The sequence below is a fragment of the Brevibacillus sp. Leaf182 genome (assembly GCF_001423865.2).
GTDB classification, from domain to species: Bacteria; Bacillota; Bacilli; order Brevibacillales; family Brevibacillaceae; genus Brevibacillus; species Brevibacillus brevis_C.
In genome coordinates this window covers 24,420-49,116 of the sequence record NZ_LMPN02000033.1, presented here as the reverse complement: position 1 = coordinate 49,116, position 24,697 = coordinate 24,420, and the positions used below count along the sequence as shown (strand labels likewise).

Annotated in this window: 19 protein-coding genes; 18 read left to right on the top strand and 1 reads right to left on the bottom strand. The window is 47.2% G+C overall.

Annotated elements, in window-relative coordinates; genetic code table 11:
- Positions 1-147: 147 nt before the first annotated feature.
- The 5 genes from ASG16_RS24070 to ASG16_RS24050 all read left to right on the top strand — a co-directional run bounded on the left by ASG16_RS24070 (position 148) and on the right by ASG16_RS24050 (position 6,682).
- The gene (locus tag ASG16_RS24070) at positions 148-2,229 is read left to right on the top strand and encodes an acyltransferase family protein (RefSeq protein ID WP_056493232.1); all 2,082 of its coding nucleotides are present in this window, start codon (positions 148-150) and stop codon (positions 2,227-2,229) included.
- 199 nt (positions 2,230-2,428) lie between these two features.
- Positions 2,429-3,700 (top strand): ATP-binding protein, encoded by a 1,272-nt coding sequence (locus tag ASG16_RS24065; RefSeq protein ID WP_056493235.1) that lies wholly within the window; start codon positions 2,429-2,431, stop codon positions 3,698-3,700.
- A 30-nt stretch (positions 3,701-3,730) separates the two neighbouring features.
- Positions 3,731-5,011: a tetratricopeptide repeat protein gene (locus ASG16_RS24060; protein WP_056493238.1), complete on the top strand. Its 1,281-nt coding sequence runs from the start codon at positions 3,731-3,733 to the stop codon at positions 5,009-5,011.
- Positions 5,012-5,228: 217 nt separating this feature from the next.
- The gene (locus ASG16_RS30605; RefSeq protein WP_133257455.1) at positions 5,229-5,693 is read left to right on the top strand and encodes a hypothetical protein; all 465 of its coding nucleotides are present in this window, start codon (positions 5,229-5,231) and stop codon (positions 5,691-5,693) included.
- 101 nt (positions 5,694-5,794) lie between these two features.
- The gene (locus tag ASG16_RS24050; RefSeq protein ID WP_048032802.1) at positions 5,795-6,682 is read left to right on the top strand and encodes a DMT family transporter; all 888 of its coding nucleotides are present in this window, start codon (positions 5,795-5,797) and stop codon (positions 6,680-6,682) included.
- 162 nt (positions 6,683-6,844) lie between these two features.
- Here the strand turns inward: ASG16_RS24050 and ASG16_RS24045 are convergent, their stop codons facing one another.
- On the bottom strand, positions 6,845-8,155 hold the full coding sequence (locus ASG16_RS24045; RefSeq protein WP_056493244.1) for a helix-turn-helix domain-containing protein: 1,311 nt from the start codon (positions 8,153-8,155) through the stop codon (positions 6,845-6,847).
- A 385-nt stretch (positions 8,156-8,540) separates the two neighbouring features.
- Here ASG16_RS24045 and ASG16_RS24040 point away from each other — a divergent pair, with 385 nt between their 5' ends.
- The 13 genes from ASG16_RS24040 (at position 8,541) to accB (ending at position 24,688) form a co-directional block, all read left to right on the top strand.
- Entirely contained in the window at positions 8,541-9,473 is a 933-nt protein-coding gene (locus ASG16_RS24040; RefSeq protein ID WP_056493248.1) for an ABC transporter permease, read from the top strand.
- Between the two features lie 3 nt (positions 9,474-9,476).
- On the top strand, positions 9,477-10,421 hold the full coding sequence (locus ASG16_RS24035) for an ABC transporter permease (RefSeq protein WP_056493251.1): 945 nt from the start codon (positions 9,477-9,479) through the stop codon (positions 10,419-10,421).
- A 28-nt stretch (positions 10,422-10,449) separates the two neighbouring features.
- Complete coding sequence (locus ASG16_RS24030) at positions 10,450-11,469, top strand: ABC transporter ATP-binding protein (RefSeq protein WP_048032807.1); 1,020 nt, start codon at positions 10,450-10,452, stop codon at positions 11,467-11,469.
- Entirely contained in the window at positions 11,470-12,417 is a 948-nt protein-coding gene (locus ASG16_RS24025; protein ID WP_056493254.1) for an ABC transporter ATP-binding protein, read from the top strand.
- Positions 12,418-12,453: 36 nt separating this feature from the next.
- Complete coding sequence (locus ASG16_RS24020) at positions 12,454-14,082, top strand: peptide ABC transporter substrate-binding protein (protein WP_056493257.1); 1,629 nt, start codon at positions 12,454-12,456, stop codon at positions 14,080-14,082.
- An 80-nt stretch (positions 14,083-14,162) separates the two neighbouring features.
- On the top strand, positions 14,163-15,965 hold the full coding sequence (locus ASG16_RS24015) for a S9 family peptidase (RefSeq protein WP_056493260.1): 1,803 nt from the start codon (positions 14,163-14,165) through the stop codon (positions 15,963-15,965).
- Between the two features lie 5 nt (positions 15,966-15,970).
- The gene (locus tag ASG16_RS24010) at positions 15,971-17,980 is read left to right on the top strand and encodes a S9 family peptidase (protein ID WP_056493263.1); all 2,010 of its coding nucleotides are present in this window, start codon (positions 15,971-15,973) and stop codon (positions 17,978-17,980) included.
- Between the two features lie 30 nt (positions 17,981-18,010).
- Positions 18,011-19,390, top strand: a complete 1,380-nt coding sequence (locus tag ASG16_RS24005; protein WP_056493266.1) for a M20/M25/M40 family metallo-hydrolase — start codon at positions 18,011-18,013, stop codon at positions 19,388-19,390.
- A 173-nt stretch (positions 19,391-19,563) separates the two neighbouring features.
- Positions 19,564-20,535, top strand: coding sequence for a peptide-methionine (S)-S-oxide reductase MsrA (gene msrA, locus ASG16_RS24000; RefSeq protein WP_056493268.1), 972 nt, complete (start codon positions 19,564-19,566; stop codon positions 20,533-20,535).
- 96 nt (positions 20,536-20,631) lie between these two features.
- Entirely contained in the window at positions 20,632-22,206 is a 1,575-nt protein-coding gene (locus ASG16_RS23995) for a glutathione ABC transporter substrate-binding protein (protein ID WP_056493271.1), read from the top strand.
- A gap of 95 nt (positions 22,207-22,301) precedes the next feature.
- Positions 22,302-23,204: a M15 family metallopeptidase gene (locus ASG16_RS23990; protein ID WP_056493274.1), complete on the top strand. Its 903-nt coding sequence runs from the start codon at positions 22,302-22,304 to the stop codon at positions 23,202-23,204.
- An 80-nt stretch (positions 23,205-23,284) separates the two neighbouring features.
- On the top strand, positions 23,285-23,932 hold the full coding sequence (locus tag ASG16_RS23985; protein WP_007726477.1) for a TetR/AcrR family transcriptional regulator: 648 nt from the start codon (positions 23,285-23,287) through the stop codon (positions 23,930-23,932).
- Between the two features lie 240 nt (positions 23,933-24,172).
- Complete coding sequence (gene accB / locus ASG16_RS23980) at positions 24,173-24,688, top strand: acetyl-CoA carboxylase biotin carboxyl carrier protein (RefSeq protein WP_056493277.1); 516 nt, start codon at positions 24,173-24,175, stop codon at positions 24,686-24,688.
- Positions 24,689-24,697 lie beyond the last annotated feature (9 nt).

Here is a 24,697-nt window from a genome sequence, read left to right as displayed (position 1 = left end):
GGAAGTAAAAGGGGAGAATGCAGATGTTTTGCATGGCGAGCACGAAGAACCACCATAAAAAAATGAAAAGGACGATGGGTACGAAAAGAATCAATAATCAGAACGAATTAATCACTCGCCAATATGCAACGATAGGAGGCCACCAGCATGCCTGAACCGATCAAAGGCTCCAGCAGTCGATACATGGCTGGGATCGACGGGCTTCGTGCGCTGGCGGTACTCGCAGTCATTATTTATCACTTGAATTACGACTGGGCACCCGGGGGATTGCTGGGTGTCGGTATTTTCTTCGTTTTATCGGGATATTTAATTACAGACTTATTAATTGCAGAATGGAATCGGAATGGCAGACTCGACATGAAAGACTTTTGGTTGCGCCGTGCCAGAAGACTGCTCCCAGCGCTTTTCCTTATGCTGTTTGTGGTGGTGGCAGGTTTGGCTATCTTTTCGCCAGACCAGTTGGACACTATTCGCGGAGATGTTGGAGCAGCCGTTCTGTACGTGAGTAACTGGTGGCTTGTTTTTCATGACGTATCTTATTTTGAAAAATTCGGTCCACCTTCACCATTAGGCCATCTGTGGTCACTGGCAGTAGAAGAACAGTTTTATGTCATTTGGCCGCTGGTTCTCGCTCTGGGACTCCGCTTCCTGAAGCGCAGGGGACCAATCATGATTATTACTTTGGTGCTGGCTGCACTATCCGCCATCTCCATGGCCGTTTTGTATGAGCCAGGTCTTGATCCGAGTCGTGTTTATTACGGAACGGACACACGGGTATTCGGATTGTTGATCGGTGCAGCACTCGCGATGATGTGGCCGAGTCGCTTGCTTACGACGAACATTTCACCAAAAGCGCGAATTACGCTTGATCTAAGCGGTCTCTTGAGCTTAGGGATTCTGTTGTACAGCATTTGGAACACGAATCAATATGATGATTATTTGTACGAGGGCGGGTTAGTTCTCTTGTCGGTTGTCAGTGCCGTGCTGGTTGCAGTACTCGCACATCCGGCGAGCAGCTTGGCGAAATGGATGGGCAGCAAGCCATTGCGTTGGATCGGCGTTCGATCTTACGGTATTTATTTGTGGCATTACCCTGTTATCGTTTGGACGAATCCGTTTTTAGCGGAAAGGGAGTGGATGGCGGTACCTGGAGCGGTTTTACAGCTCCTCGCAAGTATTCTGCTGGCATCGTTGTCATGGAAATATCTCGAAGAGCCTATTCGCTACGGAGCATTGGGAAAAATATGGAATCGCTCCAATAAAGCCGGACAGAAAACAAAACGGTTAAACCGTGTATTGGCCACTGGTTGTGCAATTGCTCTTTGTGTCACGTACTATGGGATCGCTTCGCTCACGTCAGATGCGACTGCTGGAAATGTGACGCAGCCAACACAGACGATCACCGAGACAAAGGTCCCCGACAAGCCACATGGTCCTGCGGTGCCAATTGTAGAGAAGAAGCCGGAAACGGTTCAAAAACCAGCTACTCCATCAACAAAGCCGAAAAATGAGCAGAAGCCAACTAACAACGCACAAAAGCAGAAGCGGGTGGAGAAGCAGAAAGATTCGAATGCTTCCAAACAGCCAGACCAAAAACAGGAACCGGTCAAAGCGATAGGCTCTGGTATAGGAATCACGGTGATTGGTGACTCTGTCATGCTCGATGTGGCTCCTCACCTGGAGAAGCTATTGCCAGGAATCGTCGTGGATGCCAAAATCGGAAGACAAATGTCGCAAGCTCCTGACGTGATCGCGCAGCTCAAGGCAAAAGGGCAATTGGGGAATCGCGTTGTGATTGAATTAGGCTCAAACGGCGCATTTAGTAAAGGGCAGCTCGACAAGCTGCTGCAATCACTGGATGGCGTCGAGCAAATCATTCTCGTCAATTCTCGCGTACCTAAACCGTGGGAAAGCGTCGTGAATAAGATGCTGGCGGAAACGGCTGCCGCCCATCCGCATGTCGTTCTTGTAGATTGGTATGCGGCAAGTGAAGGGCAAAGCTCTTACTTTTACAAAGACGGTGTTCACCCGAATAAGGAAGGCTCGCAAAAATACGCGGCACTCGTGGCGGGTGCAATCGCGCCGTTGGAGCCAGAGAAGAAGCCGGAAGTGAAAGAGGAAGAGAAAGCGGCAGAGTCGGCAGTAGAAGAGTCAGGGCAGATTGATACACACAATTCCGTATTGGAAGCTGAAGGGCCTGAAGTTAGTTCAACGGAAATTGTAAATTGAACCAAGATTTGAGGACAAAAGACATGAGATCGAAAAGATGATCTCTGTCTTTTGTCCTTTTTACATTTGAGCTATGAAATAAGAACCAGGACTTATTGCCCTGTATAAAATCGCGGAAATACCGATTAAAAGATTATGTGTAAATAACTGGTTTAAATGGTTGCTTTTATTTTTGTGTTACAAAAGGAGTAGTTTAATCATGGATAAACTTGAATGGCTTCAACAGCTTTCCGCAAAACAACCAGAGGATGCTACAACCTTCTATTGGCTAGGGAAGGAATTAGCGAGTAACAACCGCTGGCTAGAAGCGATAAGTGCATTCTCTAAAGGTCTGACATACTGCGGCGATGATCATGAACTCAGAAATAATCTTCTGCAAGAATTAACTACATCGACTCAGCAATTACAACAAAGCACCAGTGAAAACAGTTTGGATCCATTCATTCGTAATACAGAAGAACCGTTAAACAATACCCCAGACGAAGAAGTAGTCCCAGATGAAGCGTGTGATGGAAGTGAAACCTATACCTATTCGATAAAAAACAATCCAGGCTTTCAAGTTATTGATGGGGGTCAGATACCAGAACCGACTGAAATTACAAGCTTGAACAAGGTAACTTTTGCAGATGTAGCGGGTTTGGTGGAGTTGAAAAAAACGATCCAAATCAAGATCATTAGTCCGTTTTTCAATCAAGGACTGTTCTCGAAATTTCGAAAGAAGATCGGTGGAGGAGTACTACTTTATGGGCCTCCTGGTTGCGGAAAAACTTTTATTACCCGCGCGACTGCTGGAGAATGCAAAGCGAACTTCTTTCCGGTACATATTACAGATGTGTTGGACTCGTATATCGGCGTTAGCGAGCAAAATTTGAAGGCGATGTTTGAAAAAGCTCGTGCTCAAAAACCGAGTATCATGTTTTTTGATGAGATAGATACGATCGGCTACAGTCGGTCCAAATCTTCCAGTAACTATATGAGAGGTGTTATCGATACATTTCTTACCGAAATGGAGGGCATTGATACGAGTACAGATCAAGTGCTTATTATCGGGGCCACGAATATGCCATGGGACGTAGATCATGCATTGAAACGCCCAGGCCGTTTTGACCGATTAGTATTCGTAGCGCCACCTGATCTGGAAGCGCGTAAGCAAATCTTTGATTTAAAACTAAAGGGTCGTTTTTCGAAGGACATCGATACGTATACACTGGCCAAAGCGACCGAATTTTTCTCAGGAGCAGATATTGAAAATGTGATCGAACGAGCTACGGAAGCGGTCCTCGAAGAAATTCTCGACTCAGGTGTAGAGCGGCCCATCATGATGAAGGATATGGAGAATGCTCTACAGGTGGTAAAGCCTACCACAATAGAGTGGTTGCAAACGGCCAAAAATTACGTGAAATACGCCAATCAAAGCGGGCTGTATAACGATGTGGAGCATTATATCAGGCAGTTCGGTAGGTTGATATAGTCTGCATCATCAATTCAGGAGGATGGATAAATGTCGACCGAGAATTTGGCAGAGGACAATCAAGTAGAACAGATCATAAAAAGAATGGATTTTTTTTATGAAAATAGAAAGTACGAACATGTGCTGGAAGAATACGGTCAATTAATGCGTCATGTGCCAGATCATTATGATGGGACATTAACAGCCGGTTGGGCGCATTATTATTTAGGCCAAGATGAAGATGGAGCACAACTCGTCAAACGTCTGGTTGGCTTGTATCCCGAAGACGATAAAGTACATTGTTTATTGGGACTGTTATATCGAGGACTGCATCAATTTGAGGAAGCGATCTTTCATGGAAAAAAAGCAATTGAAATCAATTCAAATAAGGGGTTTCATTATTTGGATCTTGCTACTACTTTGAATGCCAAAGTTCAGGATCAATACGGTGATTCCTTTATTTTTACGGGGTTAAAACGCCCGACGATTTTAGAAGAATATAAGATTGAACTTGAAACAATTGTTGAACTATTACAGACCGGAATGAAACTCATACCAGATAGTGCGTCAATGCATGGCCTGTTAGGTTTCACGTACCTTCGTTTGTGTATGTTTGAGGAAGCCGAAGATGCCTTTAAAACCACTCTGGCTTTGAACCCTCAAACTGAGAAGTATTATGTGGCGTACGGTCGGTTGCAATATTTTTTAGGAAGAAAAGATGAAGCAAAAAAGCTGGTACATTTGGCACTAACTATTAATCCCGAAGATAGTACAGCATTAGAAATTATACAATATTTGGAAAGGGAGGATGAAATAGATAAAGAAGGTGCTACTTATGCTGTTCAAATCAAAAACCTTCACAGGCGTATTGTTCAGTTGTATCCGAAAAGTAAGGTTCATCACCTTCGGCTGATCAAAATATTATTTTATTTTGGAGAAAACGAACCTAGAAAAGAATTAAAGGCCTATTTGAAATTAAATCCGAATGATCTTGAAATGAATCTTACCTATGGGAAGATTCTTTATGGTAATAAGGAATATAAAGAGGCCCTTAGCCATTTTCAGAGATGTAATACCATTTTTCCAGATAATGAGCATATTCAAAATTGGATAGATAGAATATCTGAGAAGGGGAGTTTTATTATAAATTTGTTTTACTGGGGAATGAATCCGCTTGCTAAGCTGATTCTTTGGCTAAGCTTTGTCATTATCTATCCCATTGTTGTCGTTAGGAGTATTCCAGCGATATTTCAATTTATCCACGTAAAGGCGCGTAATCTCCTAAAAGGAGGTAATGATGAAATATCATTACATATTACAAGACGAAAATAGTCAGCTTCAAGGATCAGAAGCGAACGTAAATCTCGATGTTGCGTACATGGAAGCATTGTGTAATCGATATGACAATGATTATATTTTTATTTCGAGTACAAGATTATCTTCAAAACATCTAAAGTTGATCGATAAATATTATGGCACGGCAGACGGGGAATCTATTCTTGCTTTCTGTTCCAATAGGTTTATTTTTAATAGGGTAAAGGAGGGGGTTGTGCTTAGCTCGAAAGGGATCTATTGGCGATCAGGTCAAATGAATCTCGATCCATCCTATTTGACATGGTCACAATACACACAAGTTACATCGGCAGTTGATGAGGTTTGCTACATTCAGTTCAGACCTGACCATATATTTCAATCCAGAAGGTCAAATATCCTCACAGAGGTTCTGGAAGATTTTTATGTTTATATCGCATCGTTGTCGGTGTCAAATCACCCAATTATGTATCAGTACGATCAATCTTATAATCACATTGGGCGAATTCCTACCGTCCGGACGTATCATGACAAATGGATGTTGGTCGAGAATGGGATGCCGCTGTATCCTTTGCGGAATAACGATATTCATTGGGTGATTGAGATGGGGCAGGTTGACACGGCGAAGTTACAAGTTTGGAAACCAGGGATGTCAGAATGGGCTTATGTCGAGGAAGTTGCTGAATTGATGAATAAAGGATAATTTCCATCAAACAATAGCAGATCAGCTCATGGACTTTTTTCGCACTCTCCTGTACGATAACTAACGGAAGAATAATGCATCGGGTGAAAGAAGGAACAATCATGATTCGGTCGTACTTGCTGTTGCTTTTTTGTGTAACGCTGTGGGGCAGTAATTTTGTGTTTGGAAGCATGCTGGTCAAAGAGTTTCCTCCGCTGTTTTTGGCAGATGTACGCTTGCTTTTCACGTCTATGTTTCTGATCATTTACGCATGGCTGACCAAAAAATTCGTAAAAATCACTGCTCGTGAGCTAGGACTCCTTGTATTGCTCGGATTGATCGGGACGCTGGCGAATCAAACGGCGTATTTCAACGGGCTGTTGACGACAGACGCGACAACGGCATCGTTAATTCTTTCCTTGTCGCCGATCGTCACCGCAGTGCTGGCCTCTTTGTTTTTGAAGGAACAGTTTACTTTGCGGATGAAGATTGGATCTGGCTTAGCACTCCTGGGAACATTCTTTGTTGTCGGTATTGGGGCAGGACTCTCCATTTCTAAGGGAGTCTTTCTCATTGTGATTGCTATGGTCACATTCTCGTCGTCCATGATCATCATCCGCAAACTGACGCAAACCGTGCAACCGTTTATTGCAACGGTGTACTCGACAACGGTCGGTACCCTGTTCTTGACTCCTGCGGCGCTGTTGACGATCGAGCCAGGGGCGCAGATCAGCCACGAAGTGTGGGCATGGGCGATGCTCATTTTGACCGCGATCCTTATGCAAGGAATATGTGGAATCGTCTGGAATCAACAATTAAAAGTGGTAGGGACGGGCAAAGCAGCTATTTTTCTAAACTTGCAGCCCTTTGTAGCGATGCTGGTCGGGTTTTTACTGCTTGGTTCTCAGGTGACGTCGATTCAAGTGGGGGGCTCCTTGTTGATCGTCGTGGGTGTGATTGTTGCCAGTGTTCAAAAGAAACAAGCTGTTCAGCCATCTAAATCGGTATAGAGCTTACTTGCTCATAAGAAAAAGGACCTGATGCGAAGGTCCTTTTTTGCATGGAAGGAATACGAATGGACGCTATACGAATTTGTACATCAGGGCAAGCTAGGTTCCAAAAAAGAAGTTTTCTGGAAATTACATGCATACGCCTTTCTCATGGAGAAACAATTAAGTGTTTTGTGGAGAGGGGAGTATACGATAAATCTTCCGTGGGCGCCCTCGGTTCGTCGGCGTTTCTTCCCCAATGAGTTCAATGATGTTGTGCTCTGCTAAATCACTTAGTATTCTTCGCGCATTGCGAGGAGTCATGCCCATCCATTCCGCGATCATCGAAGCGCTGATATATTTTTGCCCCAGCGCTTTTTGGACGGAAATGATTTTGTTAAACGTCGTAATACTGACACCAGCTTTTTTAAGATTATCGCTGATTTCCTTGTCCTGTGTCCAATACTCGTAGCTGATGCTGTTCGTTTGAAGCAGTGGGCCTTCAATCGAACCATCATAGTCGACGAGAATGGCGGCATCTCTATGGTTTTTGGCATGGCCGAGAGCAAGCTGTGCATTGCGCTCAGCAGACAATGCTGTGACACCAAAGCCGATTCCCATATTGGCATGTGAATTGGTGAGGAGCTTGATTTTTTCCAAAAGGATCGTGGGGTGAAAATCTGGATTGTCTTCATACGATCCGCGGGTGGAAAAAATAATGAACTTGGAATTGCCGACCGCGACGAAGCTACCGGATATCGACTCTGTGTAATCGAGCACGAGCTCTTGCAGCTTCAGATCGAGACGGCGCAGCTCGTACGCGTTTGCAGGTTCATTTACGAGCTTTTCCATGTCGGATACCTCAATTAATTGGACAGCAATTTGGGAGCGCTTGAAGTGGAGCGTTTCGCCCTCTTGGAGAATTTGTTTGAAAATCTCTCGAAATATAAAGCGTGTGAAGCCCATTCGGTATACTCTGATTCCTTGTCGCTTCAATTCTTCGGAGACGAAAAGCGTTCCCGTGACACAAGCGTCTACCTTGCCTTCCTGGACAAGGTGGGTGTGATAAGCTACCAATTCAGACCTCTTTCTGAATTCTTTATACGGCTTTAGGTATGGATGCTCACAGTGCAGGCCCAATTCCTCTAAAGTCTCACGAAAGTGCGCTTCCGAAATGGTATCGAAGCTCACGCGATCCAAAGACAAGCCATCTCGGTATACCAATTCGAGCAATACTTTGGTCAGGACACTTGAATTGACTTGCGGATAAAAGGCTTTTTTCTTGCCAATATGCGCTTTTGCCATCGAGTAGGGGGCGACTCCAGAGAAGAACCAGATGTCTGTTTCCATATCATTTTCGGCTACATAGGCAGGTACTTGTTCCACTCCTTGATAAATAAAGGAGGTGAGCAGGATGTGATCGGAAAACTCACGTCCTACAGCTATCATTGCATCTACTGAATCTTTTGGACCGACTATGCCAACTTTTATCATCAAAATGTCCTCCAAAAAAGGTAAACTACGGGATAAACAATTCGTCAGGAAGGAGACCCATCCTTTTTTTCGGCATTCTAGTATGCCAGTCTTTCTTATATAGAAAGAATATAACCCATTGGCTGGGCAAGCGAGCTGTAGAGACTTCGAAGCTTTATATAGGGATGTTTTAGGGAAATTTTCCGTATTAATTGTTTTATATTTGACAACTTTCAGCAAATTCCTTTATGAATCGATGTAAAAAATAAAAAAATCTGAATTGACATTAAATAATTACGGTACTATATTGTTGAATTAAGGAATGTTTTAGGTCAATTTCCGTTAAAGGGGGACGAGGTGAATTTTTGTAATCTTTTTGCAAGTCTGGACTAGGGGGCTCGTATAGATGTCGCGTTATTTACTTAAAAGAATTCTGATGATGGTACTCACCTTGTGGATTATTGTAACGTTGACCTTTAGTCTGATGCACATGATCCCTGGTGATCCATTCGCGTCAGAGTCAGATCAGTTGCCCGAGCAAATTTTGTTGAATCTGCGTGCCAAATACAATTTGGATGAACCGCTGCCGATGCAGTATTTACTTTATCTAAAAAGTTTGGTCATGCTCGATTTAGGACCTTCTATTAAGTCGGAGACACGCGGTGTCAATGATATGATCAAAGATGGCTTTGGAGCATCTGCACTGATCGGTTTGCAAGCGATAGCGGTTGCCCTTTTTTTCGGACTTTTATTCGGAACAATTGCGGCATTAAACCGAAATACCTGGATCGATTATGCGGCAATGGTCATGGCCGTATTAGGAATTGCTGTACCCAGCTTCATCATGGCGCCACTGCTCATTAATTACTTGGCAATCAAATGGCCGTTATTCCCAGTAGCGACGCTTACCAGTTGGAAACACTCGGTTCTGCCTTCACTCGCACTTGCTTTTGGACCATTAGCCATCATTACACGCTATATGCGCACGAGCATGATCGACGTGATGAACCAGAATTACATACGGACCGCTGAGGCGAAAGGAATTCCGACTTTTCTGATAGTCGTCAAACATGGAATCCGCAACGCGATTTTGCCGATCGTCACGTTTATGGGGCCGCTCATCGCGGGGTTGTTAACCGGAACGTTCGTCGTCGAAAAGATTTTTGCGGTACCAGGGATCGGCAAGTACTTCGTCGATGGTATTTTCAATCGAGATTATCCCGTTATTTTGGGAACGACAGTATTCTACAGTGCCATCTTGGTGCTCATTATCTTCTTGATTGATTTGGCCTATATGTTCATCGATCCACGAATCAAACTATCGAGCAGGGGGAGGTAGCCAATGGCGGTAGATCAATCAGTAAATGAGTTGTTTCGACCTAGAGCTCAAAAAGCAGATGGACAGATCGCCCAGATGCGACCGAGCCTGACTCATTTTCAACAAGTAACGAGAAAGCTCGTCAAAAACAAGCTGGCAATGGTGGGTTTGACCCTGATTGTTTTGCTGATCGCCATGGCGATAATTGGACCCCATCTCGTTCCGTACAGCTATTCGGATCAGAGCCTCTTGAATGCGAATCAGGAAATTTCAAGCGAGCATTGGTTCGGAACAGATGAGCTGGGGCGCGACATGTTTTCACGGACATGGTACGGAGCGCGGATTTCACTGATTATCGGAATATCGGCAGCGTTAATTGACTTGATCATCGGTGTGACAGTCGGTGGTATTGCCGGATACATGGCCGGTCGAGGCAAAAAGGGAGACCGAATCGATACTATCATTATGCGATTGATCGAGGTCTTGTACGGACTGCCGTACCTGCTCGTGGTGATCATGCTGATGGTTGTCATGGAGCCTGGAATTGTTACCATCATCATCGCGTTGTCCGCAACCGGTTGGGTAGGGATGGCTCGTCTCGTTCGAGGACAAATCCTGCAATTGAAAAACCAGGAGTTCATCATGGCTGCGCAAGTGCTGGGTGCCAAATTCCCTCGCATTCTGCTACGCCACCTGATTCCGAACACCATCGGAGTTATCATCGTAAATTTGACGTTTACCATTCCGTCGGCGATATTTGCAGAATCTTTCCTCAGCTTTTTGGGTTTGGGTGTGCAAGCGCCAATCGCTAGCTGGGGCACGATGACGAACGATGCACTCGGCGTTATTTTAACAGGGGATTGGTGGAGACTTTTCTTCCCGGCCTTGATGATTTCCTTGACGATGTTTGCCTTCAACGTCTTCGGTGATGGCTTGCAGGACGCATTGGACCCAAGAATTCGCGAGTAACCTCGCCACGAAGATAGGAGGATCAGACATGGCGGATCATTTGCTACAAGTAGAAAACCTCCGCGTACATTTCAAAACGTACGGTGGAGAGGTACAGGCTGTACGGGGAGTTACCTTTCATGTTGATCGTGGTGAGACGCTTGCGGTAGTAGGAGAGAGCGGCTGTGGGAAGAGTGTAACCGCCCAAGCGATCATGGGCTTGATCCCGAACCCGCCGGGAAGAATTGTGGATGGTCAGATTCGTTTTGACGGAAAAGTCATCACGGGGATGAGCAAGAAGGAATTGCTTTCGGTTCGTGGCGCTGAGATCGGGATGGTCTTTCAGGACCCGATGACGGCACTGAACCCGACGATGAGGGTCGGTGCCCAGATTGTAGAGGGATTTGTTCGTACCCATCAGGTCAGCAAGGAAGAGGCGCGTAAAAAAGCGATGGAGATGCTTCGACTGGTCGGTATCCCCGATCCGGAGAAACGGGTCGATCAATACCCGCATGAGTTTTCCGGGGGAATGCGGCAACGTGTCGTCATCGCGATTGCACTCGCCAATAATCCAAAGCTAGTCATTGCAGATGAACCGACGACCGCATTGGATGTAACGATTCAAGCGCAAATCTTGGACTTGCTCCGAGAATTGCAGGAAAAACAGCAGCTCTCCATCGTGATGATTACACATGACTTGGGTGTCGTAGCCGAAATCGCGCACCGGGCCGTGGTTATGTATGCAGGAATTGTGGTGGAGACAGGCAAGGTAGAGGATATTTTCGCGAATCCGAAGCATCCGTACACATGGGGTTTGATGCGCTCTCTGCCGCGGATCGATGGCGTGGAAAAGGAACGACTGGTACCGATTGAGGGAACGCCGCCAGATTTATTCCACCCGCCAAAAGGTTGTCCGTTCGCTCCGCGTTGTCAGTTTGCGATGGAAATATGCGAGCAGCAAATGCCAGACGCTTCCACATTCACCGAGGGTCACCAAGCTGCATGCTGGCTACATGATCCACGGGCACCGAAGCTGGAAGAATTGGTGGCAGCAGGGAGGCAAACGTAGATGAGCCAAGCGTTGGTTGAAGTCAAAAATCTAAAAAAGCATTTTGAGATCGGCAATGGAATTTCGCTAAAGGCAGTCGACGGCGTGACCTTCACCATTAATCGCGGCGAGACGCTCGGGCTTGTCGGAGAGAGCGGATGCGGTAAGTCGACGTTGGGCAGAACGATGATTCGCCTCTATGAAAATACAGACGGAGAAGTTTTGTTCAAAGGGAAAAATGCACACCGCATAAAAGGGAAAGAGGCAGAGCAGTTCCACCGCGACGTCCAAATGATTTTTCAAGACCCGCAAGCAAGTCTGAATCCGCGCATGACTGTCATGGACATTATTGCGGAGGGCCTGGATATTCACGGCTTGTCCCGTGGTGCAAGAGCGGATCGGGTCAAGGAATTGCTGGAGCTGGTTGGGTTGTCCAAGGAACATGCGAACCGATTCCCTCATGAATTCAGCGGAGGCCAAAGGCAACGCATCGGGATTGCCCGAGCACTGGCGGTTGAACCGGAATTTATCATCGCGGATGAACCGATTTCGGCGCTTGATGTGTCGATTCAAGCGCAGGTCGTGAATCTATTGGAAGATTTGCAGCAGGACAGAGGGCTGACTTACTTGTTTATCGCCCACGATCTGTCCATGGTGAAGCACATTTCCACGCGAATCGGAGTGATGTACCTCGGCAAAATGGTAGAAATGGCAAACAGCTTCGAGTTGTACGCAAAGCCACTTCATCCATATACACAAGCATTGTTGTCCTCGATTCCGATTCCTGATCCGACGATCAAGCGGGAGCGCATCATTTTGCAGGGCGATTTGCCGAGTCCTGCCAACGCTCCAAGCGGTTGTGTTTTCCGAACAAGATGCCCAAAGGCCATGGAGCAATGCGCGGCACAAATTCCTGAATGGCAGGAAGCCGCACCGAACCATTGGGTCGCTTGTCATCTCTATCAGTAGTTCGATTTTCTATCTTAATATATAGGGGGAAACAACGTGAAGAAATTAGCTGCCTTTGCCCTGTCGCTCTCGCTCGTCATTCCGGCTCTAGCTGGTTGCGGCGGTAGTGGCGAGTCAGCATCGACTGGAGGTACCACTACTCCAGGCGCTGCTGCCAAACAAGAAGTTGTGTTCAATGCCAAATCTGAGCCACCAGACTTGAACCCGCTCACCTCAACGGATACCACGTCCTTCTGGATCATGGATCACTTGGGGGAAGGTCTGTACACCAAGGACAAGGATGGCAATCCAATCTTGGGAACAGCAAAGGAAGTGAAGCTGTCGGATGACAAGCTCAAGTACACGTTCATTTTGCGCGATGATGCGAAGTGGACCAATGGTGAGCCAGTTACAGCAGAGGATTTTGCTTACACGTATATGAAGCATCTTGATCCGGCAACAGCTTCGACTACTGCTTATCTGCTCTACTACATCAAAGGTGGAGAAGCGTACAATAAAGGTACAGGGAAAGCAGAAGATGTAGGCATCAAGGCAGTCGATGCAAAAACGCTCGAAATCGAGCTGGTCGCACCTACCTCGTATTTTGACAAAATGCTGGCTACCCGTTACTGGCACCCAATCAACAAGAAGCAGGCAGAAGCGAATCCAAAATGGGCAGCGGATGCGGACAGCTACATCTCCAACGGCGCTTACAAGCTCGTTTCCTGGAAGCATGACTCTGAGCTCGTGATTGAAAAGAACGAGCATTATTGGAACAAAGCTGACGTAAAAATGGAGAAGATCACCTGGAAAATGGTGAATGACGCCACGACTGCTTATCAGATGTACAAGAGTGGCGAGCTCGACTTCAACAAAGAGATGCCGTCTGACATCCTCGCGCAAGAAAAATCGAGCCCAGATTTCAAATCCGTTCCTTACTATGGTACGTACATGTACATGTTTAACGTAACGAAAGAACCATTTACGAATAAAAAGGTTCGCAAAGCTTTCGCCATGTCGCTCGACCGTAAAGCACTGTCCGAAATGGTAAGCCAAGGTGGAGAGACACCAGCTTACTCCATGGTTCCGCGTGGAGCGATGCAACCAAACGGAAAAGACTTCCGCGAAGAGGGCGGAGACTACTTCAAGGAAGATTACGAAGCAGCGAAGAAGTTGCTGGCTGAAGGTATGCAAGAAGAAGGCTGGTCCACACTGCCAGAAGTTACACTCATGTACAACACCGATGAAAGCCATAAGAAAATAGCACAGGCGATCCAAGAAATGCTCAAGAAAAACTTGGGTGTAGAAGTGAAAATGACAAACCAAGAGTGGAAAGTGTATCTGGATACAACGAAACAAAAGAACTATCAAATGGGCCGTATGGGCTGGGTAGGTCAAATCAACGACCCTGCATTTAACCTGGACTACTATTTGGGTGAAAGCCCGAACAACCGTACTGGTTGGGTGAACAAAGAGTATGATCAATTGAATATGGCGGCAAAAGTTGAGCAAGACCCGAACAAGCGTATGGAACTGCTTCACCAGGCAGAAGCCATTTTGATGGATGAAATGCCATTCATTCCAGTCTACCACTACCAGCAAAACTATTTGGTGAAACCGAATCTAGAAGGTCTCACTTTCCCAGTCAACGCGTTCCCAAGCGCTCGCTGGGCAACGAAAAAATAGAAAAAAAGAGGAGCTTCTCCTCTTTTTTCTCTTTACATACTCCGAGGAACAACTAGCAAAAGTGGAAAGGATGATTTCTCGTGATTTTGGACTATCTGCAAGTGAAATCCGCGTATCAATTGAAGGTGGTACCGCAGCGTAGAGAGATTACCTTTTTAACGAAGCTGACAGGTATTGCGCAGTTATGGCGCTGGAATGAAGAGTACAACCGCTCGGAGCAAGTGACCTTTTTGCCTGATCGTGTGGTAGAAGTTGACCATTCCCCATGCGGAACGAAAACGATTGTCGGTATGGACAACAAGGGTGACGAGCGACAGCAGTTCTTTTTGCTAACAGAAAATGGTGCAGTCGTGAAGCCCCTGACAGACGCTCCTGATTATTTTCACTATTTGGGGGGCTGGTCTCCATGTGGGCAAAAGATCGCGTGGTCCAGCAATCGTCGCAATCCGCGCAGCTTTGATATTTTTGTACAGGATGTCGAGAGCGGTGCGTATGAGGAAGTCTTCTGCTATGATGGGCGCACAGATCCAATCGGCTGGCTACCAGACGGGACAGGACTCATTTTCAGCGTGCAGGAGACTAATATTGACAATTGCCTGTATTTGCTGAATCTGCAAACGAAGGAAGCACAAAAGCTCGCCATTTGTAATAAACACGCTCGCTACCATTCCTTGGTCCTGTCTAATGACGGACAAACGGGATATCTCGTAACCGACCGCGATGAAAATACGAAGGCGTTGTGCCGATTTTCACGGAGTACAGGACAACTGGACAAACTGGTGCACGACCCGAAATGGGACATCGAGGAGGCAAAATTATCCCCCGACGAGAAGCTACTTGCCTTCACGATCAATGAAGGAGGCTACTCCGTTCTTGCTCTCTATTCCTTGACAGAGCAACGCTGGGAGCGGGTGGAGGAAGCACCACGGGGAGTGATCTCTTCCTTGGCGTGGGTGAGTGATGATCAGCTCGCTTTTTCGCTGAAAAGTCCAACGCTTCCAGGCGATATCTGGACATATACCATTTCGGAGAAAACCAGCAGACGTGTGACGAACATTGGTCAATCCGATGCTCTGGAGGATAAACTCATCGAGCCGGAATTGTGCACGTTTCACTCTTTTGATGGCTTGGAAGTGCCGTATTTCCTCTATGCCAAAGATACATCCGAGCATGCAGAAAAAAAACCAGTCGTCGTCTACGTCCATGGTGGGCCAGAGAGCCAAATTCGACCGGAGTATCATCCTGTTTTTCAATTTTTGGCGAACGAAGGCTTTACGGTGGTAGCACCGAATGTTCGCGGCAGTATGGGCTACGGTCGGGAATATGTCCAGCTCGATGATCGCCGCAAGCGGATGGATTCTGTAGCAGATTTGGCTTGGCTGGTCAAAGATTTGAGCAACCGTCCAAGCGTTGACCCGAATGCGATCGGCATCATGGGCCGCAGTTACGGAGGCTTCATGACACTGGCAGCGCTTACGCATTACCCTGACCTGTGGGCCGCGGGTGTTGATATTGTAGGGATTTCCCACTTCAAAACCTTTCTGGAGAACACCGGGGCATGGAGACGGAGATTACGTGAGGTGGAGTACGGGTTCCTCGGCGAAGACGATGACTTTTTTGAAGAAATTGCTCCTTTGAATCACTCCCATAAGATCACGGCTCCGCTTCGCGTATTCCACGGTCGCAATGATACGCGTGTTCCTGTCAGCGAAGCAGAACAGCTCGTAGCTGACATGCGAGGCAGGGGACAAGAAGTCGATTTGCACATTTTTGAGGATGAAGGCCACTTTACCGAAAAGCTGGACAATCACATCACGTTGAATCAAAAGATTTCCCAGTTCTTTTTGGAGCAACTTGCATCCACCAATAAAATCGAGGAGTGAGTAGCATGACGCAAGCAAAAAGAGGCATAACGGCTGAAGATTTGTATCAAATGCGGTACGCGAGCGATCCGCAGCTATCACCAGACGGAAAAACGCTTGCTTATGTGGAAAATCAAATCGATGAGTCGCATGCTTACCAAAATCACTTGTATTTACGCAAATTGGATGCAGATGATCCACGGCCATTGACGTCTGGCTCCCGCGACACCTTTCCGCGCTGGTCGCCAGATGGTTCAAAGATTAGCTTTGTTTCGAATCGATCTGGAAAACCACAGATTTGGCTGATCGATGCAAACGGAGGAGAAGCAAGGCAACTCACGCGTTGCAAAAACGGTGTCAGCAATCCGATTTGGTCACCTGACGGCACATACATTGTCTTCTCGTCGATCCTGGATGAGGGTGAAACCTTCGCAGACCTCGAGGGAACTGAGGAGAAAGAAAATGCCAAAGCCATTCATGTCGGAAGAATGAAGTACAAATCCGATGATCTCGGGTTCATTTACGAGAAAAACAAGCAGTTGGCCGTTGTTCATGTAGAAACAGGCGAGGTTACTCCTCTCAGCGACGGCCCGTACAATCATACGATTGGCTCCTGGTCGCCGGACGGAAAGTGGCTCGCCATTACGGCGAACCGAGCAGAAGACCCTGATTTTCAGCATAGTGTTGACGTTTTTCTCATCCCTTCGGAAGGGGGAGAATGGAAAAAGCTGACTAACAGCAAGGGGATTTTTGCCTATCCAACCTGGTCACACGACGGTAAGAAGCTAGCGTATATCGGAAGTGAATTGGACACGCATTTGTACGCAGCGCAGAAGCGCATCTGGGTATATGATTTTGAAAAGGGCGACTATACTTGCATCACAGCAGATTGGGACGTACAGGTTGGCGATTCTACCATCGGGGACATGCGCTCGCCAGGTCACCCGAATCCAGGCGCTGTATGGACAGCAGACGGAAGAGGTATGTATTTCATCGCAAGTGAGCGAGGAAATTCCGGCATTTATCACGTAACGCTGGACGGACAGGTCACGAATGTTGTAGCAGGCAACCGGAATATATACGGCTTTTCGCTGCATGAAAACGAACAATTGGTGGTTGCTGCCATCAGTGATCCGTTTACGCCGGGAGACTTGTATCAAGTAAGTCTGAAGGACGGAGAAGAAAAACGTCTAACAGCGCTGAACGAAGAGCTATTTGCGGGTATTGAGCTCCCTGCTCCAGAAGAAATGGAGTTTGTCGCGAAGGATGGCTGGAAGCTGCACGGTTGGATGCTCAAGCCTGTCGGTTTTGAAGAAGGAAAAAAATATCCGATGGTTCTGCAAATTCATGGCGGACCTCACTCGATGTACGGAAATACGTTTTTCCACGAGTTCCAGCTGCTCGCTGCAAAAGGCTACGCCGTACTCTATACGAATCCGAGAGGGAGCTTTGGCTACGGAGAGCGTTTTGTTCAGGCGTGCTGCGGTGACTATGGAGGGAACGATTACCGCGATTTGATGACGGCTGTACAATTTGCATGCGATCATTTCGATTTTGTCGATGAGGATCGCTTGGGTGTAGCAGGCGGCAGCTACGGTGGCTTCATGACGAACTGGATCGTCGGTAAAACCAATCGATTCAAAGCGGGTGTAACTGATCGGAGTATTTGCAACTGGGTAAGCTTTTACGGTGTCAGTGATATCGGTTACTTCTTCACTGCCGAAGAGATTCAGGCAAATCCATTCACGAATCCGGAAAAAATGTGGCAGCATTCACCGATTCGCTTGGTAGAGAACATCGAGACGCCTCTGCTGATCATGCATGGAGAACATGACTACCGTTGCCCAATCGAACAGGCGGAGCAGCTTTATGTAACATTGAAGCATCAAGGCAAGGCCCCAGTGTCCTTTGTCCGTTTCCCCGGTGCCAGTCATGAGCTTTCCCGCAGTGGTGATCCTGAGCAACGCGTGTTGAGGCTGCAATATACGACAGATTGGTTTGACAGCTATTTAGACCAAAAAGAGACAGTCGAATAAGCAGTAAGTGCCAATAGGAGGTGCCCGATCGTGAACAAAGAACAAGTGATAGGTATCGTGCAAGAAAATTTGCCGCATGCAATCGAGAAGCTGATGCAATATTTGCGTTTTCCAACCGTATCCGCACAGCATAAGGCCATCCCAGAGACGGTTGAGTACGTGGTCAAGATGATTCATGACGTTGGTGGAGAGACAAAGGTACTCGACAATCTCGGCGGCAATCCAGTCGTGTATGCGTTTTTTGCAGCAGGCAGTGCGGGAGACGCCAGCAAAACGATCCTGTTTTACGATCACTACGATGTTCAACCACCTGAGCCGTTTCATGAGTGGAACACGGAGCCGTTTGACCCTACGATCATTGATGGAAAGCTGTATGCCCGTGGTGCTGCCGACAATAAAGGTGATCTCGTTGCGCGACTGACGGCGATTCAGATTTTGCAGCAGCAAGCGGGCGGTTTGCCTTGCAACATCAAGTTCCTGATCGAAGGAGAAGAAGAGATCGGCAGCCCGAATCTGGAGCCATATCTTCGAGCGTACAAGGAGCTTTTCCAGGCGGATGCCTGCATTTGGGAATTCGGTGGAAAGGACGAAAATGAGCGAATCAGTATGGTTGCCGGGATCAAAGGAATGGCGTATCTAGAGCTGACCTGCGTTGGGGCAGATATCGACATGCACTCCTCTGTCGGAGCGTATGTAGACAATGCAGCGTGGCGCCTCGTACAGGCATTGGCGACGATGAAAAATCAGCAAAACGAGATTTTGGTCGAAGGCTTCTTCGATGGGATCGAGGAACCGACAGCGGATGAAAAGAAAGTTGTTTCCGAATTGCCGTTCAGTGAAGAGGCGACAGCAGCGCTATACGGTTTGAAACGCCCATTGATTACCGCGGCAAACCATGTGGACCCACGAGAAGCCATGGTTTTTCACCCGACCATGACCATTTGCGGTCTGGATAGCGGCTATACGGGAGAAGGCGCGAAGACGGTGCTGCCGAAAAGTGCGAAGGCCAAGCTGGATTGCCGTCTTGTCCCAGGACAAGATCCACAGCACATCATGAATTGCATCGAGCATCATTTGGAGAAGCATGGTTTTACGGATATTACTGTCACCATGATCAACGGACAAAAAGCGTATCGCTCCGATTTCCATCATCCATTTGTTGCTCACGTGCTGGATACGGCTCGCGTCATTTACGATCAGGAGCCAGTGCTTTCTCCAAACGCGGCAGGCACGGGTCCGATGTATATTTTCGGGGAACAGCTCAAGCTTCCGGTTGTCAGTACAGGGGTAGGCTGGGTAGGCTGCAAAGTCCATGCGCCGAACGAATCCATCCGTTTGAAAGACTTCGAGGAAGGAATTGCCCATATGGTTGTCATGCTCTCTGGATTTGCCAAAGCGCTGTCAGAGTAGCAACAGACGAGTGAAGGATCATGCAATCCGATAGTGAAAAGGGGGCCTTTCGTGTAAAAAGGTCTCCTTTCCTATTTGGAGCCCTCTTGCAGCACTTCCAGAGTGGCTTTGCTTTTGCAAACCATGTACAATCGTAAATGATAGTGTACATACATTTACAGGAGGCGAAATGCGTGAATAGCGATACACATCCATTCGAAATCGCAACCTTTGCAGGCGGATGCTTCTGGTGCATGGTCAGTCCGTTTGACAAGATGCCAGGCATTCAACAAGTCGTCTCCGGCTATACAGGCGGTCATGTCGAAAACCCTACCTATGAACAGGTATGCTCTGATACGACGGGACACTATGAAGCCATCCAAATCACATTTGATCCGTCGCTCATCTCCTACGAGGAATTGCTGCAAATGTTTTGGAGACAGATCGACCCGACGGACGCTGGTGGTCAATTCGGTGATCGAGGTCAATCGTATGCGCCTGCGATCTTCTATCATAATGAAGAGCAAGAAAGGCTTGCGCTAAAATCCAAACAAGAGCTGGATGCGAGCGGTCGTTTCCAAAAGCCCATTGCAACGCTGATTTTGCCAGCCAAGCCGTTCTATCCGGCGGAGGAATACCATCAGGACTACTATAAGAAAAATCCGGTCCGCTACCAATACTACCGCGCGGCATCAGGCAGAGCGAAATTCACTAAGGAAGCATGGCGCGACCGTACGAAGCTGGAAGAATTGAAAAAAATCTTGACCCCGCTCCAGTATGAGGTGACGCAAAATAACGGGACAGAACGCCCATTTACGAACGAATTCTGGGATCACAAGGAAGAGGGCATCTACGTAGACATTGTCTCCAACGAGCCTTTGTTCAGTTCCTTGGACAAGTTCGATTCCGGCTGCGGATGGCCATCCTTTACCAAGCCATTGCAAGAGGAAAACGTAACCGAGCATGTGGATTTGACACATAATATGATTCGTACAGAGGTTCGCAGCAAAGAGGCGGATTCTCATCTTGGTCACGTTTTCGAGGACGGTCCTGGAGAAAATGGATTGCGTTACTGCATTAATTCAGCCGCATTGCGCTTCATTCCGAAGGATCGTTTGGAGGAAGAAGGCTTCGGGGAGTATAAGCAATTATTTGAAAAAAAATAGAGTGTGGACCGCTACTCTTTTGGGAAACTGGGAGAAGGGCGGTCTTTTTGCTAAACATACAACTAGGTAAACATAAGAGCATGCAGGGAGGGTCCAATGTACACGCAGAAATCCTTACACAGACGAATTGGACTGTTACTCGCAGCAATCATCGCCATAGCAGGCTGTTCCGGTCAGGAGCCGCCTCACAATAATCAAGTCGTACCGACACCCCAAAATGTTGCCGAGGGTGGAACGTTAATCATTGCACGTATGTCGGATGCCGCGAATCTCGATCCCCATTTTATTTTGACGATTAATGAGGCGAGTGTCGTACAAGGAAAAGTGTATGAAGGGCTCGTCAAACGTGATCGGAACATGAACATTCAGCCACAACTGGCAACGGCATGGAAACAAATCAATGATCTCACTTGGGAGTTTACGCTTCGACAAGGTGTTGTTTTTCATGATGGAACTCCCTTTCATGCACAGGCGGTCAAGAAAACATTTGATCGCGTATTAGATCCAGCCGTGGCTTCTCCTCGGGCAGCTATGTTCGATAAAATAAAACAGGTAAGGGTCATCGATCCGTACAGAGTGCAATTCATCCTTCACAAGCCTTTTGCTCCTTTGCTTTCTATTTTGGCGAGTCACGAGGGGAGCATCATCAGTCCTACTGCGATCGATCAATATGGACGGGAATTATCGCATCACCCGGTTGGTACTGGCCCTTATCAGTTCCAATCATGGGAGCCTGGCAGTCAAATTACGTTGAGCAAAAACCAGTCTTATTGGGGCGAGGCTGCTACGCTTGATCAAGTCGTCTTCAAAGTTGTTCCCGATGATGCAGCTCGCATTGCGATGGTCGAAAATGGAGAAGCCCATATTGCAGAGTCCATCCCTGTCATGGAGCTGGATCGGATTCAAGCGTCCAACCAGATGCGTGTGTACCGCAGCGATGCGCTCGGGACAGAGTTTATCGGGTTTAATGTATCACGTCCACCACTGAATGATATTAGTGTGAGGAAAGCCATCAGTATGGCGATCGAGACGGGAGCGATCATTAAAGGGGTGTATAACAATGTGGGAACAAAGGCGAACTCACCGATGGGACCGCATGTGTTCGGCTACAGTCCGACTGTGAAAAGCTACCCGTACGACATCAACCAAGCGCGTCAGTTGCTCGCAGAGGCGGGCTATCCAGATGGTTTTCCTATTCACATGATTACCTACAACAGACGGGATCGAATCTTGGTTGCCCAAGTGATACGGTCGCAATTAAAAGGGATCGGCATCAACGCGGAGCTAAAAGTCGTCAGCTACGATGAGTTTGTCCGAACCATTGAGAAAACGAAGGATCATGAGATTTTTGTCAGTGGCTGGGCAAATGCAACCGGGGATGCCGACTACAATCAGTACAATTTATTTCATACATCGGGAGGCGGCGCTGGCAACAGTTTTCAATACAGCAATCCCGAACTGGATCGTCTGATCGAGGCTGGTCGTATGGAAACAGATCCTGCCAAAAGACTCGCCATTTACGCGAAAGCACAGGATGTGGAACTGCAAGATGCTTTAGTCGTTCCGATTCGCAATCTGGAGAATTTGGCTGTGATTAGCAACCATATTCAGGGCTTCTCCATCAGTCCAGCGGGTTACTTAAATATCGATCAGGTCGTGATTTCTCAATAAACATGTAACGAAACGCCGGTCAATTATGTCATAATAGGTACGTACTTTTATTACCTACATAATTGGATCAGCTCCAAAATGAAAGGAACGTTACAATGAGAAGCTTTCGACACCGACTTTTGCATCCGCTCGTACTCGTAACGGCAATGACATTCGTGTTGTCTGGATGTAACAGTACAGCGGCTCCACAAGAACCACAGACACCATCATCCGTGGAGACGCCAACTCCTCCAAAAAAGGAAGAAGAGAAGCCAAAGGAGGAGACCACGCCTCCACCGGCTGAAACACCAAAGAAAGAACAACCGGAGCAACCCCAGAAAGCGAAACCAACGGAAACGAAGCCGGCAGAAAAGCCAACCGCGGGTCAGCCACCTGAGCTGTCGTTCCCGGACATCGAGGTCGTGGGTGAGCCTGAGAGTGTTGCTGTACTGGTGAACAAACAACGCAAGCTTCCAGAGAACTATCAGCCAAATGATTTAGTGTTTCCAAACGTACCTTACTTGCTCCCGGAAAAGAGCGAGAAACGCAAAATGCGCAAAGAAGCTGCGGGTGCGCTTGAGCAGTTATTTGCGGCAGCCCAGGCTGACGGAGTCCAGTTGGCAGGTGTATCTGCCTATCGCTCCCACGCCTACCAGAAAGCGCTGTTTAATCGCTATGTAAAAAAAGACGGCGTGGAGAAGGCACGGACTTACAGTGCCGTTCCTGGAACGAGTGAGCATGAGACGGGACTCGCAATAGACGTCTCCGGTAAGGATGGAAAATGTGCAGCAACGAGCTGCTTTGCCGGAACCAAAGAAGCGAAGTGGCTGGATGAAAACGTCGAGAAATTTGGATTTATCATTCGCTACCCAGAGGGAAAAGACGCGATTACGGGCTATATTTATGAGCCGTGGCATTTGCGTTATGTAGGTGTCGAGATCGCGCAAGAAATCGGGGAAAAAGGGATTACGCTCGAAGAATATTCAGGTGCCGTGCCTGTTTCCACACCAACGAATTAAGGAAGAAACGCCGATCTCTCACCGAAGAGAATCGGCGTTTTTGCTATGCAGTTATGCTATAATGTTCACGGGTGAAGATAATGGTCGAAAAATCAATCAGAGAACGTATTATAGAAACATCCATGCGCTTGTTTGAAGCAAATGGCTACCACAAAGTGACTGTGGATCAAATTGTGAAAGAAAGCGGAACGTCAAAGGGAGGATTTTATCACAACTTCAAATCCAAGGATGAACTCCTCTACATCATTCATGATCAATTTATTACGTATGTGTTGGAGAAAGCAGAGGAAGCTTACGAGAAGTGGGATACCCCGACGGAGCGACTCCAAGCCATCGTAAAATCCTTCGTCATGATGATTGATCTGTACCGCTCGCAGGTTACGATCTTTTATCAGGAAAGCTTGTTTTTAGCTCCCGAGTACTACACGGATATTGAAACGAAACGGGATCGCTATAAAAAAATCATGTTCACCGTCATTTCGGACGGGATCGAATCGGGTGAGTTCCGCCCGGAGCTGCCTGTGCCGATTGTGTCTATGGCTATCTTTGGCATGGTGAACTGGATTTACAAATGGTATCAAAAGTCAGGGACGTACTCGATCGAGCAAATCGCGGATATTTACGCAGATATGGTTCTTCATTCTGTTTTGAAATCAGAATCGATGGAAAACCCGGCATTTCAACGTTTTTTCCTGCAATCACAAGAAAATCCCTTCAAGCCATTGTAGGGGTGCTAACAAGGATCATGCGGCTACACTCAAGCTTTTCGATAGGAGACAGGGGCATAGTCGCTTGATGGTCCCTTATAAAACACCTTGATCAGACCAACTAGTTGGTCTGTACTAGTATTCTGACATTTGTTATAATATCAAAAAGACCAACTGGTCGGTCTTGCACAATCGTTACAGACCAACTAGTCGGTTCGTGAGGTTGTGACAGTCAGTATCAGAAATAGGGGAGGAATAGTCGTGCTTACCATTTACGAATTACGAGAACTTGTGAAGCTATTGGAGCAGACGGACATAGAATCTTTTGAGGTAATTGATGAAGATTCTTCTTTGCGTATCAAACGAAGAAATGGGAATCAAATCACAACCGTACATCAGACCCCCGTACCAACCAAAAGCGCACCAATTGCGACGGTGGCACCCATTGTCTCTTTGCCTAAAAAAGAAACGATTGAGCGTCCGGTCGAAAAAGTCCCTGTAGAAGCGCCTCAGAAATCGGCGGAAGTGACGGAAAACTTGTACAAAATCACTTCACCCATGGTAGGAACCTTCTATGCAGCACCCGCAGTTGACGCAGCACCATATGTATCCGTCAATGATCGGGTAGAGCCAACTACCATTGTCTGTATTGTCGAAGCCATGAAGCTGTTTAACGAGATTGAAGCAGAAGTAAAAGGAGAGATTGTCCAAGTCTTGGTGGAAAACGGTCAGTTGGTCGAGCATGGACAGCCGTTATTCCTGGTGAAGCAGGCGTAATGGAGCAGC